Below are 16822 nucleotides of genomic sequence, written 5' to 3'. Positions count from 1 at the left end.
CCATGACATTGACACTTGGAGACACGCTAATCGTAGCTACCCGCAATCAGGGGAAAGTCAAGGAATTTGCGCATGCTTTTGCTGCTTTCGGTACGGAGGTCAAGAGCATGTACGATTACCCTGATCTGCCGGATGTCGTTGAGGATGGAGCCACATTCGCAGCCAATGCATTTAAAAAAGCCAAGGCGGTTGGCGACGCACTGGGATTGCCTGTTCTGGCCGATGATTCGGGATTGTGCGTGGATGCGCTGAATGGTGCGCCCGGCGTTTATTCCGCCAGGTATGCCGGCGAGCACGGCGCGGATGAGGACAACAACGAGAAGCTGCTCGGTGAGCTGGAACAATTAAGGCTCGGTGAGGATACGGAGCAGCCCTTGCTGAGTCCGGCCCGATTTGTCTGTGTGCTGGTGCTGTATGATCCGGTCTCGGGAGAAAAGCTTGAGGCTGAAGGGAGTGTTGAAGGCTGGATCACGTCGGATCCGTCCGGAAAAGGCGGGTTTGGATATGATCCGCTGTTCTACCTGCCAAGCCATGAGAAGACGATGGCCGAGCTTTCCCTAGAGGAGAAGCAGGAGATCAGCCATCGGGGCAAAGCGCTGCGCAAGCTTGTAGCGGACCTGCAGGCACGATAATTGAATAGTAATACTATAAAAAGAAACCATACCGGCTATTGCGGGTATGGTTTCTTTGATTTTTCGTAAACAATAAGAACTTAACGTATGGATACGTTATACTCTTTGAGCCAGAAATGCACCTGGGCCAGGTAGGCGAACAGCTGCGGTCCGGACATCAATTGACCGAACCAAGGGAGATTGGAGGAAGCATCCGGCGAAGAAGCCAATTCCCGGATCCGTGCCGTATCGATGAGCGGAAGCAGCGGCGAAGAAGGATCGTCCAGAATGGACAGCACCTGCGCTTTGACGGCTGCCAGATAGTTCGGATTGTGAGTTTTGGGATACGGGCTTTTTTTACGGTACAGGACATCGTCGGGAAGCACACCTTCAAGGGCTTTGCGCAGAATGCCTTTTTCACGGTCGCCTGTCGTTTTGATGCTCCAAGGAATATTCCACACATAATCGATCAGGCGATGATCGGTATAGGGAACGCGGACCTCCAGCCCAACGCCCATGCTCATCCGGTCCTTGCGATCGAGGAGCGTTGGCATGAAGCGGGTGATATTGAGATAGGACATGACCCGCATTTTGGCCTGCTGCCCGGTCTCCCCGTCCAGCTTCGGCACTTCGGCTACCGCATCGGCATAACGGTCTCCGAGGTATTCCAGCGGTTTGATCCAGTCCCGAATCTCGTCAGACAGCAGCCCGGCTCTCATATCCGGGGCGACAGACCATGGGAAAGTACCGGAATTCAGCATTTCTTCCCGGTGAAACCAAGGGTAACCGCCGAATATTTCATCAGCGGCTTCACCGGATATGGCGACGGTCGCGCCTTTTTTAATCTCACGGCAGAAGAGGAGAAGGGAGGCGTCCACGTCCGCCATGCCCGGGAGGTCCCGCTTCTGAGTGGAGACATCCAGCGCTTCGACCAGTTCGGGCGTGTCGAATTCAATCCAATGGTGGTCCGTGCCCAGCTCCTCGTGCATCCGTTTGATCCATGGCGCATCCGCGCCCGGCTGGAAGGAATGGGATTTAAAATGTTTGTTGTTGTCCACATAATCGACGGAGTAGGTGTGCACTTGTCCTTGGCCCGTCCGTTTGTAGTAATCGACGGCGAGCGAGGAGAGCGCACTGGAATCAAGACCGCCGGATAACAGGGAGCAGACCGGTACATCGGATACCAGCTGACGTTCAACGGTGTCCCGCAGAAGATCGCGTAAGTAGCTTGCCGTCTGATCCGCATCATCCTCATGGGGCTTGCTTTCCAGCTTCCAGTAGGTATACTTGCGCAATCCTTCCCGGTTAAAGATCATCGCCATTCCAGGGCGAAGCTCTGCGATATCCTTGTAGACACCATGTCCTGGGGTTCGCGCCGGACCGATGATAAACACTTCCGCAAGCCCCTCGGACCCGACCACAGGCTCCACCTTCGGATGCTGAAGCAATGCTTTCGGTTCCGATCCGAATACGAGCGTTCCGTCAATGTAACTGTAGAACAGGGGCTTTACCCCCACCCGGTCCCTAGCCAAAAATACTTGTTCCCGCACGCTGTCCCAAATCGCGAATGCAAATATGCCATTGAGGCGTTCCAGACAATCGGGACCCCATTCGACATAAGAGACTAACAAAACTTCCGTGTCGCATTTGGTATTGAAACGATGACCGCGTCGTACCAATTCGTCTTTAAGCTCCGCAGCATTATATAATTCCCCGTTATATACAATGGCATAGACTTCCTCTTCCCGATGAATGATCATCGGCTGGGCGCCATTTTCGGGGTCGATCACGCTGAGTCTTCGGTGACCGAATGCGCACGGGTTGGAAATCCAGGTGCCGGATCCGTCAGGTCCGCGGTGAGCCAAACTTTCTGTCATTTTTACCAGCAGCTGCGAATCCTGCGTCAAATCGCCGCTCCATTGTATAAAACCGGTTATTCCGCACATGACGGTTCATCCTCTCTTTGTCTTTGTCATACGCTGTCCCATCTTTTTAATCCTACGTCGCCAAAGTGATACAGATATATGCCGAAGGAAGGCATAAAATGTCTGTCCTTTTACGAAAACTAAGAAAGAGGACGAATATCAAAGAGAAGGAGAGATGCGTCCATGAATAAGTCGACCTACTACGTTTCCGTCCAGAGCCGCTCCGTGTTGACCGAACAGGGAGCGAGCGCTTATGAATGGGAGATCGAAGCAACGCCGGAAGAGGCGGACCAAGTTCGGATTGAGCTGGACATGATGCAGGAGAAGGACGAAGAAATGACGGGGTACTTGTTTCCTTGGCCGGATACGCCGCAACAAAGCTCCAATGCCCTGTTTCAATCCTCCTTGGACAAGGTGTACCGGACCATCTACCAATTAGGAACACCGGCCACGCGCCAGCAAATGGAAGAGCTGCGATTGCTCTCCGACTGACTGAAAACTATACGGATCGTGCAGTCCCTGCACATCGTGATGAAGGAGAATGTATGATGTATGCAATCAGAGATGCAAAAATCCGGCGGATTACGGAAGTGAATGGCGTTCCTTGCGCTGAGGTTGAGGTCTACCCCGCAGCGGAAGGAGAAAGTGCATTGCTGGCTTATCTGACGCCATCTTCCCCGCTGGGAGGTTATGAGCTGGTGAAAATTGTCCGCAGCAACGCCAGCATGGAGGTGGATTGGTTCGACAACAGCATGCATGATGCATTTGTCGATGCCACGGACGAAGCGTTCGAGAGCACCGTTCAATCCACCGCGGAGGAAGATCGGGATGCATTCAAGCAGCAGCTGCTTTCTACAGGCCAGCTATATGAGCAGCTGAACCAGCGGCTCAGCGAAGGCCCCCAATATTTTTAGAGATATAAAAAAGAAAGAAGAGATCTGTCCGATGCTCATCGGCAGATCTCTTTTTGTATGCGTAAGGGCAATGCCGCCATACCAGCATTCCCCATTGTAAAAAACTCAGTTCTGTCCATGCTTTCGAATGATATCCTCGTCCAGCTCCATAAAAGGCCATCCCGGATATTCAACAGGCAGACGGCTTACTTCATCCAGTCGAGAAAGTTCGGCTTCATTCAGAATCAACCCGCTCGCTCCCAAATTATCTTGCAGTTGGTCAGTACGCTTAGCACCGACGATAACTGTGGTGACCGCTTGTTGATGAAGGAGCCACGCAAGAGCAATTTGGGCGACAGTTGCCTCATGAGCTTGCGCGATATCTTGAAGCACATCAAGAATCGGGTACACCCGCTCCGTATCAATCGGCGGAAAAGCCAATTTGGCATGGCGGTCCTCGGAGCTTCCCCGATGTTCACGCGTATATTTTCCGGTCAAGAACCCGCCTGCTAACGGGCTCCAGACGATTAAACCCATATGTTGATCCTTTAGGGCAGGGATAATCTCTCTTTCGATATCCCTTGCGGCGAGTGAATAATACGATTGGCTGCTTTTGAATGCATGAAGACCGTGCATAGTGGAGATGCCGCGGGTTTTCATGATTTCCCAACCGGTCATATTGGAGTTGCCAATGTACCGGACTTTTCCGCTTCGGACAAGGTCATCCAGTGCACGGAGTGTTTCCTCCCAATCGGTTAATTGATCCGGGTTATGAATTTGATATAGATCGATATAATCGGTGTCCAGGCGTTTAAGGCTTTCTTCCACCTGACGAATGATGTGCAGCCGCGACAGTCCAATATCGTTGGGGCCCGGACCCGTGCGCGCACGAACCTTCGTAGCAATCAGCGCTTGATGTCGCTTGGATTTCAGTGTTTTACCAAGAATCTCTTCAGAGCGGCCTTCGGCGTAGGCATTGGCTGTATCAAAGAAATTGACACCCGCATCCAAGGCCTGATCTACAAGATATCCTGCTTCCTTATCATCCAGCGTGCCGAACATTCCCCACTTCGCTCCTCCGCCAAACGTCATCGTGCCGAGCCCGATCTCTGATACCAGCACACCTGTATTACCGAGTAAATTGTATTTCATCTCTTTCCAGCCTCCTATGATTTGGTTTACACTAAGGGAGACGCTGGTCAGTTGGAATGGACGCAAAAATCAATCGAATTATTTTTGGAAAATGCCGGGGGTGAGCTTTCAGATGGATGCAGTCGCCATTTGGACGGAGTACCATGAGCCTGTTAAAAGGTTTGTCATGACTAGGATTCGTGAGCGCGCTGATGTGGATGATATTGTACAGAATGTATTTATGAAGGTCCACATCCATATCTCAGATTTAAAGGATGAGGAGAAACGGGGCTCCTGGATATTTCAAATAGCTCGCAACAGCATCGTGGATCATTACCGGAAGACTCGTTCAGGTGAAGAGCTGCCGGAACAGCTGTCTGTTGTCGATGAATATGCAGAGATTGATTATGATCAGGAAGTGATTGCCTGTTTTCAGTCCGTGCTGCCATGCTTGCCTGATAAATATCGGGAAGCTCTTGAATTGACCGAATATAGAGGGATGTCGCAAAAGGAATTAAGCGAGCATTTGGGAATATCCTACTCCGGCGCTAAATCAAGAGTACAGCGCGGGAGAGAGATGATGAAAGAGCTGCTGACGGGCTGCTGTCATATCGAATCGGATGCATACGGGAACATCGTGGATTTTCGGATCGTGTACGATGAGCCGCAGCCGGTAAGAAAAAAGGCCAAAAAATAAAGCTTGGTGCGTTCACCAAGCTTTTTATTATGATGTATCACAATGGGAATCACCCCGAAGCGTATATGTTCTTCCCGTGGCTATAACAATGATGATATTCCTATATAGGACAAAGGAGTTTTACGCAGTTCTGCAAAAGATGTCGATAAAAGATAGGATTCTTGTCGATTCCGATTTCGCTTCAGTAGGGAGTATGGACCATGCGGGACTCTTGATTATGAAAGAGATGCAAATAGGGCTTTTCCTCTATATGATTACTGAAGAATCCTCCCTATAATGTTGGATTAGCGTCACTTCTAACATATTAGACAAGGGGAGATTGAAATTGGGTAGATGGAATAAACATATGGTTAAGCTGTGGGGAGCGGGAATCCTGGCATTGTCGATTACATTGGGCTCTGTCCAAGTGCCGGTATACGCGGATACCGTGCAGAGCGTAACGGTTCTAGAGTCCACGCATGAGCTGGTGAACGGCAAGATGCGCGTGACAGCGGATATTCGCAACGGAGGAACCGGTGCGGAAGCGGGATTCTATGTCGTGGGTTATGATGAAAACGGTAAAGCGCTTGAGGTTGTCGGTGATTCCGAATATATGATGAGTGATGAAATCGGTACAAATGAGGTGGATCTGGATAGCGGCAGCAGCGTTAAGCGGGTGGAAGTCATTCCTGCAGGACCGGCCGGCGATCAGGCACAGCTGCTGGCTTCAGGTTACTATACGAATAACGGCGTGATTAACGTGTCGGGTGTCGTGCAGAATTCTACGGTCGGGCACAACGTGGGCATGCTCGCGGTAGGTTATGATGCTTCCGGTAAAGCGGTTGAAGTGACATCGGCGGACAGCTACTTTGGCGGCAGTGATGTCGGTACGTTCATCGTACAGCTGAAGGCAGCCAAACTGATCAAAAGCGTAAAGGTATCCGTTATCGATCCGGTTGAAGATGCCGTGAAGCTGCTTCAAACGGGCAGCCGCCTGGAGAACGGAAAGCTTGTCGTGACCGGCTCGATTCAGAACCGGAATAAAGGCGGGCAAGCCGGAGTCATTGTTGTCGGCAGCAACGGTAGCGGCAAGGTTTTGGAAGTCAATACAACCTCGGGATACCTTTCATCTAACGAAATCGCGACTTTCCAGGCTGAGCTGGAAGCTGGCAAAGCGGTCAGCGATCTCAAGGTGTTCCTCACAGGAAATAGTCAGACTCCGAAAATCATAGCCGAGGGCAGAACGACGATCAATAATAAGCTTGTTGTTACGATCGGTGTGGAGAACGGGGATGTGTCCCAACGAATTACCGTGAAATCAACGGCGTATGATGCAAAGGGACGCTCTTTGGGGACGGATACGGATTCCATGTTCATGACGGCCAATGAAACGACGACCCTGCGCATTGATTACGATACACGAGTAAAAAGCGTAAAGCTTAAATATTATGATCAGTCCGGCAAACAAATCGGAGAAGCGCCGATTCGCATCAAAATCAACGGCCAACTCCAATCCTATGCACAGTCACCGGTCATGGTAGGGGGAAGCGTTCTTGTCCCAATGCGTCCGATCTTCGAATCCCTCGATGCCTCGGTCAAATGGGATCAAAAGACGCAAAGCGTATCTTCCAGCAAAGGATCTACCCAGATCAAGCTGAAGATGGGCTCCAAGCAAGCGGTCGTTAACGGAAAAAATGTAGCACTGGATTCGGCGCCGCGGATGGTAAAAGGCACCACGATGGTGCCGCTGCGTTTCGTGGCATCCGCGCTGGGCTGTGAAGTGAAGTGGGACGGCAATGAAAAAATGGTGCTGATTACAACGAAATAACACAAGAAGGACCATGCGGTTAAACGTATAACACAACGAATTAACACAAGAAGGACCATGCAATTAAGCGCATGGTCCTTTTTAAATATGATCAGTAAGCGTACTCCCTCAGGACTTGAATGCCCATGATCACATTATAAACAAAAGCCCCGAAGTAGATGATGCCGAACAGGATCAGGTATCCAATGACGGAACCGAAGGACCCTGCGGTTACGGCCATGTAGATTAAAGGGATCGCAGCGATAATGGGGAACAGGTGCGAGAACAGGGCGCGACGGGCGTGCTTGGCTACATAGGCGTCCGGGGAGAAAATCCAGACGATGACAGGAAGGATGAAGGGGGCAAAGAAGATGCTGAAATACGATAAAGAGGATAAAAGCTGTCTCATGATATCACGCTCCTGGAGTCATTTTCATGATATTCATATTACCCAGTAAGCCCGCTCCTGATTCTGTTCCGGACCATTTTGAAAAAAGTTCTTTGAAAAATACAAAAGATGCGATATAATATACTTCGTTACTGTTTAAAAGATTTTCATACATATTTGTCCCAGTAGCTCAGCTGGATAGAGCAACGGCCTTCTAAGCCGTCGGTCAGGGGTTCGAATCCCTTCTGGGACGTAAAAAGAGAAGCTGCCATGATTGGCAGCTTCTTTGCGTATTCCAGAAGGGTGATGAACCCCAAAGGGGTTCGTCGGAGGATAAGCTTCGTTAGGATTACTTCGCAGTCGGCCTGAAGGGCCGTATCCCGACTGGGACGAGAATGTCCCGTGAGGATGAGAACCCCAAAAAGGGGTTACGCCTGCGCATAAGCTTCGTTAGGATTACATCGCAGTCGGCCTGAAGGGCCGTACCCCGACTGGGACGAGAACGTCCCGTGAGGGTGATGAACCCCCAATGGGGTTACGCCTGCGCATAAGCTTCGTTAGGATTACATCGCAGTCGGCCTGGAAGGCCGTACCCCGACTGGGACGAGAACCCCAAATAGGGTTCGTCGGAGCTTATGCTTCGTAAGGATTACATTGCAGTCGGCCTGAAGGGCCGTACCCCGACTGGGACGAGAATGTCCCGTGAGGGTGAGGAATAGCCTCTCGGATTCTGCTCTATCTGGAAGAGCAAGCGAAGAATCGGGGTTATCGTTTTTCGCGCCTGGAAACAGGCGAGCCGCAGGAGGAATCCGTTCATTTTTATAAGAAGCTGGGGTATGCCCAGATTGAACCGTTCGGTGAATACATCGGGAGCGAATATAGCTTATGTTTTGAGAAGTGTCTGACATCCTAGCGGTTTCGTCTTATAATAGAAGAAAAAAGTATTTTACGATACATATTGAGGAGGCGTCGAGCATGCAGCTTACGAAAATCTCACAGAATACCGCCATTTTATTGGAGCATGCCAAAAAATCGGGGCTAACTACCTCCGAGCTGCTGGAGGCTGTGCGCTCGGGTGAGGTCGAGAGATTCCAAGTCGCGAACAATGGTCATTTTCACTATGAGGAATTGTTCTCTTATGCAAAAGAACATGGGGAAGATTTAGAGAAGGCCGTTACCGAGGGGTACAAAATGACGTTTAATACCCGCAACGGGTTGAAGATCTGGCTGGAGGAAGCCTTCCACATCAGCTCAGAATCTGATTTTAGTGTAGGTGAAGGCATTATTGAGGGGCTGAAGCTCCAGGAGGAGCAGGTCGCTCGCTTGAAGGAAGCGCTGGCCGTCAACTGGACCCTGCAAGAAGAGCCTGCAACAGATGCCGTCCAGGTCAGACTGACCGTCAGAGGATTGCAGTAATATATGATAGCCACCGTACGTATTCAACATGAATCGTACGGTGGCTTTTTTAGTGCAGCGTCATTCGTTAATCTCGTTAGAGGGAGATTTACATCCGGCTTGGCGTGGGCAGTCCCAGTACATCCAGTGCTTCTCCAAGAGTGTTTTTAAATAAGGAAGTGAGCCATACGCGGAACCGGAGCACTTCATCCGCCGATTTCAGAATTGGGCATGCCGAATAAAAATTGTTGAACAAGGAGCACAGCTCATAAGTAAAGTTGCAGATGGCGCTTGGAGATAGATCCCGGCCGGCGGCGTACAGGGTATCATGCCAGGTGCTGATATGGCGAAGGAGCGCATGCTCCGCTTTTTCCATGGCTGGGAACCGGGCAGGCACCGACGGCGAAACACCCGCTTCTTGCGCTTTATTGAGCACGCTGAGTGCACGCGCGTAGGAGTAGAGCAGGTATACCCCCGTATTTCCTGATATTTCAGTGGCCTGCTTCAGATCGAAGACCACTTCGGTTTGCAGTGCAAAACGAAGCAGATAGTAACGGATGGAGGCGGCTGCGATCGTATGACTGGACAAACCGTTTTTATCGGAACGGGTGTCTTCGATGACCTTGGCAACTTGATGGATAAGCTCGGTGATTTTAATTCCGATCCCCTGACGTCCGGACATCGCGTAGGATGCTTTCCCGTCGGAAGTATCGATGCCGAGATCCGAAGCGGCGGAAGGGCTTAACGAAACGACGCCGTAGCTGACATGACGGAGCTTGTCGGCCTCTTTATGGAATCCCAAGCTTTCCAGCGCCTGCTTCACCATCGCCTGCGGGTACTGCTGCCTGTAATCAATGACGTTGATGACCATGTCTGCTTTGCCGAAAGAGAGCTGCTCGCCATGAGTGCTCGTCGTCCAAACCTCGTGTGTGAATTTTTTATATACAAAATCGTTGGAGAGCACACCGTATTTCCACAAGTGATAGGCGATGTCTTTGGCGGTGTATGTCAGGATGCCATTGGAGCGCACGAGCACTTTATCCATGCTGTGGTCTGACTCCGGACCGTCCACGGTTTCCGTTCCTGTTTGCTTGAGCACCCAGCAGCCTGCAAGTTTGCCCTCGGTTTCTTGATGGAAGAGCGGCGTGTTCTTCAACAGCTCGAAAGCGGACGCCCAGAACCCCTCTCTGACAATGCTGCTCTCCCACACAAGCAGATCATAGTCAATGCCGAACTGCTTCATTTCTTCAAGATGCTCTTTGACAATTCTCTCGGCAACGAGCAGTCCGATCCAGGACAGATTCTGGTTACCCTCTTCCAGTGCGTGCAGAACCTCGGTCCGATGCTGGACCAGCCCGGGCTCCCTTTCGTAGGCCTTATTGGTACTTGAATACACGTCCCAGCAGTAATCGCCGAACCGGGCATGTTCCTTTGACAGCGGCGTGTGGAGCATCCCGACGACCGTATCTGCTAGTTGATTGCCAAGGTCGTCGATATAATTATGAACCTCCACCTCGTAACCAAGCTTCCTCATCAGCCTGACCAGCGTATCACCGATACAGGAGTTTCTTAGATGGCCGATATGGGCGGACTTGTTCGGATTGATGGAAGTATGCTCAATGACAATCTTCTCGTTCGTTGCCGGAGGTAATTCAAAGTGATGACCAGCCCAATATTCCCAATCGATACGCAGATTCATAAAACCTGGGGCAACAATCTCCGTGGCATAGACAAGCTGTTTATAGGTCGTATCCTGCTCAAGCTCGGCTTGAATCAGCTCGGCAATATGCAGCGGAGCTTTACGAAGCAGCTTCGCAAGCTGCATCGCAATGTTGGTGGCATAGTCCCCATGCTCCATGCTGGCAGGCTGCTCAATCTGGATTGGAGTAGAATCGGGCAGTTGGACGCCCATATCTTCACACACCTGGTTTACAGCTTGCTGAAGGCTCGAAGTAATCAAATGACTTAACACGTTAAATCCCCCTTTGAAAAATAAACAAAACACGTCAGAAAAATCAAAAAAAGCCCTCATCTCCTAAAGAGACGAGGACTTGTGCTCGCGGTACCACTCTTGTTGTTAAACCACAGAGGGTTTAACCACCTTGATACGATAACGGTGTAAGCCGGGGCTTCCTACGATATTTCATTTCGGAAGACCATCTCCTGGGTCCGTTTCACCGCCGACTTTGTACCGGTTTCCACCCTCCCGGCTCGCTTGGACTAAAGTCAAGTGCAGTTACTCTCCCAATCAACGAAAATCACATGTTCAAGTTTTTCATATTATTAACCATTCTATTTAGAAAATCAACCCTAAAATTCTGAAACCTTCTCTGCAAAGACTCGCAGGCGTTTGTAATCTGCATAAAATGCATCCTCACGCCAGAGCGTCGCCTGTGCAGCTTGGCTGATACGGGCAATGGCTTCGTCCTTCTCTTGAGCCGAGAATCCAGCAAAGAAACGATCGCCAAAATGTAGCAGCCAATACTTCACGCCATCCTTGCCCTCAGGCAGCTTCGTGGGACGGTCGAAGTGATGGGCGATATGCACCCGGAACCCATGGGATTCAAGCAAGGTCGTATATTGGCCCAAGCTGGGAAAATACCACGGATTTCGGGTGTCGGCATCCATTCCATAATGGTCGGCGAATACCGTTTTCAAAGCTTGGTAAATTCCGTCGATATTCCCCTTGCCTCCAAACTCCGCTACGAATCGGCCACCGGGCTTGAGTGCGCCATAGACGGAGCGTACCACACCACAAGCATCCCTCATCCAATGCAGGGCGGCATTGGAGAAGACGGCATCATACGGTGATTCGGTGTCGAAGTTCTCGCCGTCTCCGGTCAGAAACGTAAGCCCGGGGTATTTGCTTTTGGCGCGCTCAATCATCTCGGCCGAATCATCCATGCCGGTTACATGTGCACCCGAAGCAGATATTTCATTTGCCAAATCACCGGTTCCACAGCCGAGATCAAGAATCCGTTCTCCGGGTTGGGGCGCAAGAAGCTCTACTACGTCTTTTCCATAAGCCGAGACAAACGATAACTGCCGATCATAATCGTGCGCTTTCCATACTTGCTCTGACATAACAACAACTCCCTCACCCATGAATTATCCTCATTGTGACATGTTTATCTTATAATTAGAAATATATAAATGTGATAATATTGATAGGTTTTAACAATAAATGAACGAACAAAAAGCCGCTGAGCAGCGGTTTTAAGTAGAACCTTACTTAACGGCAACCAGAAGAGCGCCAACGGCAATGAGTGCAACGCCGGCTGCGTTAATCCAGGATATCTTTTCTCCAAGAAACACAAAAGCCAGAATGACCGCGATGACAACGCTCAATTTATCGATAGGTCCTACCTGCGATACTTTGCCGTATTTTAGCGCAAGAAAATAAAACAGCCAGGACAATGCCCCAGCAATGCCGCTGAGCACAATGAAGCTTAAGGCTTTCTTCTGAACCAGAATGTCACCGAGTTCCGAGAATTTGCCCTGAACCCCCACGACTCCCAGCAGAAACAGGGCCATAATGACAGAGCGGATCGCCGTTGCCGAATTGGCATCGATGTTTTGCAGGCCTATTTTTCCGAAAATGGCGACAAGAGCCGCCGTGACCGCCGACAGCAATGCATATATAAGCCATAACGGCATGTTGTTCTCTCCTTCCTGACAAAGATAAAGTCTCTGATTAATGTACCGAATTCCACTATAATAGTATAGAGCAATTTACACATTATCATGAATATCGATGAGATCGAATGATTTGGAAGGGACTGGATGAAGTGGTGTTACATATAGCGCCTTATACAGAAGAGTATCATGATCGGCTGGTGGAAATATGGCTTCGTGCCGTATCCCAAACGCATGATTTCCTGACGGAGGAAGATATCCGGTTTTATTATGAGATGATGCAAAATGGAGCGCTGAGAGCCGTAGAAATCTGGGTCTGCTTGAATACCGAACAGGAACCGATTGGATTTATGGGGCTGGATGGCGCCAAAATCGAAATGCTGTTTGTGGATCCCCTCCATCACGGCTTAGGCACGGGAACGAAGCTGATCCGGCATGCCGAACAGCTCAAGGGGCGGAGGCTGCAAGTCGATGTGAATGAACAGAACCCCATGGCCCATGATTTTTATAAAAAATACGGCTTCGTGCAAATCGGCCGCTCCGAGCTGGACGGCTCCGGGAAGCCGTTTCCGCTTATTCACATGGAATTACAGTAGGTCATGGATCACTATTTTACATTATCGAATTTATAAGTTTCCAGCGCAGCTGAACCCAATCGATAATCAAGAAAAACATCCTTTACACGCAGTCTGTCTTCTGTGGACTTACGTCGATAGACGTTTTTCCTATACACACCGAAGAAGAAAGAGGTGCATCTAAACTGGAGGAATCCATGAAATTTTTTCCGAGTAATCTGTCGTTTCGTTATCCGTGGCGCTCCTATCAGAAAAGGGTGCTTCACGGGCTGGAGCATCATCTGAAGAATCGGCATCTGCATTTGGTGGCGCCGCCGGGTTCGGGGAAGACCGTTCTTGGACTGGAAATCATGCTGCGCATTAACCGGCCGACGATCATCCTGGCCCCCACACTCACCATCAAGCAGCAATGGGCGAGCCGGTTTGTGGAATTATTCCTAGACGATCAAGAACAGCCCGAATGGATCTCTACCTCGCTCAAGCGACCGGCATTGGTAACGATTACGACCTATCAAGCCCTTCATAGCCTGCTTAGTAATGCTGGGGAGCAAACTTCTGTGAGGAAGAAAGGCACGGCGGAGATAGAGCATGCCCATCAGGTTGAAGATGAGAACAACAGGGATCCCGAAATGGTCATGGAAGCTTCTGAGGCGGAGGTGATAGATAGCGCTGGCGAGGATGATATCACGAACGGTACCGAGGCTCAAGAAACCTTGGAGTTGTTGAAGCAACGGGGTTATCATACAGTCATTTTTGACGAGGCGCATCATCTCCGGATGTCTTGGTGGCAAAGTGCTATGCAGCTGTGCGAAATGCTGGGCCAGCCGACGAAGATTGCCCTTACTGCCACACCGCCATATGATGTTAATCCAAGGGAATGGCAGCGGTATATCGAGCTTTGCGGTCCCATCGACGAAGAGATTAGCGTCCCGGAGCTGGTCCGTCATGGTGAGTTGTGCCCGCATCAGGATTACATAAGTTTAACCACGCCTACTCAAGAGGAGGCAGCTAAACTCCGGGAGTTTCGGCTGCAGGCAGCCCAGGTTAAGGACGAGCTGATCCGGGATAAGTTCCTGGCGGATTTGATTGTCAATCATCCTTGGATTACGCAATCCGAAACGTATACCGAAGAAATATTATCCTCGCCCGAGTATTACTCCAGCATGGTGCTTTATCTGCGTGCCGCCAATCAGCCCATCTGGAAGGAAGCGGTGAAGCTGCTCGGAATGAAGGAGAAGGAAACGCCCGATTTTTTGGAAGAGTGGTTGGAGGAACTCCTTAGTGGCATGCTGTATAAGGATCCGCATATGGATCGTGAGCTGCCGGAGTTAAAGGGTTTACAAAAGAGGCTCAGCCGAATGGGCATGATTGAACGTCGAAGGGTTTATATGCGTTCTACGCCGGCATTTGACAAAATGCTGGTCCAGAGCGTTTCGAAATTACACGGCATCGGCCGTATTCTTGATTTCGAGCGTTCCATGCTGGGGGAGAACTTGCGGATGGTGATTTTGACCGATTATATCCGTAAGGAGGACCTGCCGAAGGATGCAGCTGACGAGAAGCCGCTTCATCGGCTCGGCGTTGTCCCCATTTTCGAGTTAATCAGGAGGCAACTGGCTGAGAAAAACAGTTCGCACAGCGAGCATGAGCTGCCTATCGGAATTCTGACCGGCTCCTTTGTTGTGCTGCCGGCAAAGGCTGTGCCTTTAGCCAGGGTTTGTGCCGTTCGGCGAGGTCTTCACTTATCGGAGCGCCCGCTTGCTCACGACAGCCGCTATATAACGATTGATGTTCGTGATGCGAATCGCTCGGCTATCGTCGCAATCATAACGGAAGTGTTTTCGGAGGGAGAAATCCGGGTGCTGGTTGGTACGGCGGCTCTTCTGGGTGAGGGGTGGGATGCCCCCGGAATCAATTCCTTGGTCATGGCATCATATGTCGGTTCGTTCATGCTGTCCAACCAGATGAGAGGGCGGGCGATTCGGGCGCAGCGCGGGAATCCCGATAAAACCGGAGCGATCTGGCATCTGGCCTGCATAGATACAGCCAAGAGCGGCGGCGGCGAAGATTTGGGCTCGCTTGCCCGCAGATTTCGATCTCTCGTAGGTTTATCGATCTCGCACCAGACCATAGAGTCGGGCTTGGAGCGCATGGGCCTTGATCTTCGGAAAAGACAAACCGCAGACAGCATTAACGATTATAACCGCGACACATTGGAGCGTGCGAAGCAGCGGCATCTTCTGAAGGGGCGTTGGGATTCGGCGATTGCCCTTCACAGCTCCATGACGGAAGAACTGACGGCGGATCGAGAGAGCATCCCTAGGCCTGTCGTATTTTCTCATACGGTGAAAGCCGTACTCCTGTTCGCCGTTGGTCTGGGATTGGGTTCCTTCAGCGAGACGTTAACGTCTCCGCGTTTGTTCCAATCGGACGCGCCGGCCTGGTTCAATATACTAATCCCGGTTGCCGTTGCCTTACTCGTATCAAGCCCATGGGTATATAAAGCCATCAAAATGCTGGCGCGGCATCAGTCGCTGGAGCGAAGTATCCGTGAGGTTGGTCTCGTCGTTTATACGGCCCTGTTCGATATGAAGCTGGTCGAATCTGTGCCAAGCCTTCATCGATTGAAAGCGGAGGAAGTGGGGGGAACCGTCACGTGTTGGCTGATGGACGGAACCACTCAGGAAAAAACACTCTTTTTGGATTCGCTGCAGCAGGTGCTGGACCCGATCGATAACCCGCGTTATCTTCTATACCGCGAATCGCGAAGCTGGTTTCTGAAGAAACGGGATTACCATGCCGTGCCGGAGGAAATCGGTCGCCGCAAAGAACACGCGGAACGGTTTGCCCAGCTGTGGCGCAAGCATATCGGCCCTGCCGAACTGGTCTATACTCGCACCCCCGAAGGAAGGAAAATACTTCTGACCGCGCGAGCGAGAGCATTGTCTTCCATTTTCGTGAAGAAATCGGAGCGGGTCAGTGCTTGGCGATAGGACAGGACTGTTCGCAGAAGCTTATTGAGCAAGTGGCGGGTATGCGTTGTTTTAACGGACACAGGGTCCGTTATTTGCGGGGAAAACGCTCTTACAGGTTTGGTAACGGACCTGAAGTCCGTTATTTAGGAAAAATGAGGGCAATTTGTCTATGAAATAGCGAAATAACGGCTGAGGTGTCCGTTAAATTCTAAATTGGACCGTTTTATCAGAAATAACGAACCTACGGTCCGTTAGAGTTTGTGTTTCGTGTGGGGTGTTTTAGGATCGACTTTGGGGTTCATATCCCCTTAGACACAAAAGCACCACCCCATGGGGCGGTGCCTGTTTACGTCCCGGAAGGGATACAGCCCTTCAGGCCGACTGCGAAGCCACCCTAAGAGTAAGTGGCGGGTATGCGTTGTTTTAACGGACACAGGGTCCGTTATTTGCTGGGAAAACGCTCTTACAGGTTTGGTAACGGACCTGAAGTCCGTTATTTAGGAAAAATGAGGGTAATTTGCCTATGAAATAGCGAAATAACGGCTGTGGTGTCCGTTAAATTCTAAATTAGGCCGTATTATCAGAAATAACGAACCTACGGTCCGTTAGAGTTTGTGTTTCGTGTGGGATGTTTTAGTAACTGCTATCGAGTTCATATGCCCATTGTGACCCAGAAGGGATGCGGCCTTTCAGGCCGACTGCGAAGTATTCCTCCCGAAGCGTAGGCTCCGACGAACCCCTATCAGGGGTTCTCATCCTCACGGACACAAAAAAAACACCGTCATAAGACGGTGTCAGGCTGTCGAGAAA

General features: G+C 50.6%; 15 protein-coding genes, 1 tRNA gene and 1 other annotated feature. Of the genes, 10 read left to right on the top strand and 6 right to left on the bottom strand.

Going from position 1 to position 16822, the window contains the following annotated elements:
- The first annotated feature begins 2 nt into the window (after positions 1–2).
- Positions 3–632: an XTP/dITP diphosphatase gene (locus M4D81_RS13655; RefSeq protein ID WP_098742516.1), complete on the top strand. Its 630-nt coding sequence runs from the start codon at positions 3–5 to the stop codon at positions 630–632.
- An 80-nt stretch (positions 633–712) separates the two neighbouring features.
- On the opposite strand, the gene asnB is transcribed toward M4D81_RS13655, so the two are convergent.
- On the bottom strand, positions 713–2557 hold the full coding sequence (gene asnB, locus M4D81_RS13650) for an asparagine synthase (glutamine-hydrolyzing) (protein WP_071223448.1): 1845 nt from the start codon (positions 2555–2557) through the stop codon (positions 713–715).
- A 162-nt stretch (positions 2558–2719) separates the two neighbouring features.
- On the opposite strand from asnB, the gene M4D81_RS13645 reads away from it, so the two are divergent.
- Together M4D81_RS13645 and M4D81_RS13640 are read left to right on the top strand one after the other, a co-directional pair.
- Positions 2720–3028 carry a hypothetical protein gene (locus M4D81_RS13645; protein ID WP_260066905.1) on the top strand — a complete coding sequence of 103 codons (309 nt, stop codon included), beginning with the start codon at positions 2720–2722 and terminating at the stop codon, positions 3026–3028.
- A 53-nt stretch (positions 3029–3081) separates the two neighbouring features.
- Positions 3082–3450, top strand: coding sequence for a hypothetical protein (locus M4D81_RS13640; protein WP_397376690.1), 369 nt, complete (start codon positions 3082–3084; stop codon positions 3448–3450).
- Between the two features lie 105 nt (positions 3451–3555).
- Here M4D81_RS13640 and M4D81_RS13635 read toward each other — a convergent pair whose 3' ends face one another.
- Positions 3556–4581, bottom strand: coding sequence for an aldo/keto reductase (locus M4D81_RS13635; protein ID WP_260066904.1), 1026 nt, complete (start codon positions 4579–4581; stop codon positions 3556–3558).
- A gap of 112 nt (positions 4582–4693) precedes the next feature.
- Here M4D81_RS13635 and sigZ point away from each other — a divergent pair, with 112 nt between their 5' ends.
- Both sigZ and M4D81_RS13625 read left to right on the top strand, forming a co-directional pair.
- Positions 4694–5257, top strand: coding sequence for an RNA polymerase sigma factor SigZ (sigZ, locus tag M4D81_RS13630; protein ID WP_260066903.1), 564 nt, complete (start codon positions 4694–4696; stop codon positions 5255–5257).
- A 325-nt stretch (positions 5258–5582) separates the two neighbouring features.
- Complete coding sequence (locus M4D81_RS13625; RefSeq protein ID WP_260066902.1) at positions 5583–7064, top strand: copper amine oxidase N-terminal domain-containing protein; 1482 nt, start codon at positions 5583–5585, stop codon at positions 7062–7064.
- Between the two features lie 91 nt (positions 7065–7155).
- Here the strand turns inward: M4D81_RS13625 and M4D81_RS13620 are convergent, their stop codons facing one another.
- Positions 7156–7452, bottom strand: coding sequence for a magnetosome magnetite crystal formation protein family (locus M4D81_RS13620; RefSeq protein WP_194541457.1), 297 nt, complete (start codon positions 7450–7452; stop codon positions 7156–7158).
- 158 nt (positions 7453–7610) lie between these two features.
- Between M4D81_RS13620 and M4D81_RS13615 the strand changes: the two genes are divergently transcribed.
- The 3 genes from M4D81_RS13615 (at position 7611) to M4D81_RS13605 (ending at position 8847) form a co-directional block, all read left to right on the top strand.
- A tRNA-Arg gene (locus M4D81_RS13615) sits at positions 7611–7684 on the top strand.
- 462 nt (positions 7685–8146) lie between these two features.
- Positions 8147–8344, top strand: a complete 198-nt coding sequence (locus tag M4D81_RS13610) for a GNAT family N-acetyltransferase (RefSeq protein ID WP_311200660.1) — start codon at positions 8147–8149, stop codon at positions 8342–8344.
- A 62-nt stretch (positions 8345–8406) separates the two neighbouring features.
- Positions 8407–8847, top strand: a complete 441-nt coding sequence (locus tag M4D81_RS13605) for a hypothetical protein (RefSeq protein ID WP_260066901.1) — start codon at positions 8407–8409, stop codon at positions 8845–8847.
- A gap of 88 nt (positions 8848–8935) precedes the next feature.
- Here the strand turns inward: M4D81_RS13605 and M4D81_RS13600 are convergent, their stop codons facing one another.
- The 3 genes from M4D81_RS13600 to M4D81_RS13590 all read right to left on the bottom strand — a co-directional run bounded on the left by M4D81_RS13600 (position 8936) and on the right by M4D81_RS13590 (position 12483).
- Entirely contained in the window at positions 8936–10798 is a 1863-nt protein-coding gene (locus M4D81_RS13600) for an arginine--tRNA ligase (RefSeq protein WP_260066900.1), read from the bottom strand.
- Between the two features lie 64 nt (positions 10799–10862).
- Positions 10863–11087 (bottom strand) — a binding site (T-box leader).
- Between the two features lie 49 nt (positions 11088–11136).
- Positions 11137–11910: a class I SAM-dependent methyltransferase gene (locus tag M4D81_RS13595; protein ID WP_260066899.1), complete on the bottom strand. Its 774-nt coding sequence runs from the start codon at positions 11908–11910 to the stop codon at positions 11137–11139.
- A gap of 144 nt (positions 11911–12054) precedes the next feature.
- Positions 12055–12483 carry an EamA family transporter gene (locus M4D81_RS13590; protein WP_071223439.1) on the bottom strand — a complete coding sequence of 143 codons (429 nt, stop codon included), beginning with the start codon at positions 12481–12483 and terminating at the stop codon, positions 12055–12057.
- 107 nt (positions 12484–12590) lie between these two features.
- Between M4D81_RS13590 and M4D81_RS13585 the strand changes: the two genes are divergently transcribed.
- Together M4D81_RS13585 and M4D81_RS13580 are read left to right on the top strand one after the other, a co-directional pair.
- Entirely contained in the window at positions 12591–13058 is a 468-nt protein-coding gene (locus M4D81_RS13585; protein ID WP_260066898.1) for an acetyltransferase, read from the top strand.
- A 176-nt stretch (positions 13059–13234) separates the two neighbouring features.
- Complete coding sequence (locus tag M4D81_RS13580) at positions 13235–16030, top strand: DEAD/DEAH box helicase family protein (protein ID WP_260066897.1); 2796 nt, start codon at positions 13235–13237, stop codon at positions 16028–16030.
- Positions 16031–16822: the final 792 nt, after the last annotated feature.

The sequence above is a fragment of the Paenibacillus sp. p3-SID867 genome, from assembly GCF_025142895.1.
Lineage (GTDB): Bacteria > Bacillota > Bacilli > Paenibacillales > Paenibacillaceae > Paenibacillus_AQ.
The sequence above is the reverse complement of the archived record's forward strand: the minus strand, read 5'-3'. Positions and strand labels throughout refer to the sequence as shown.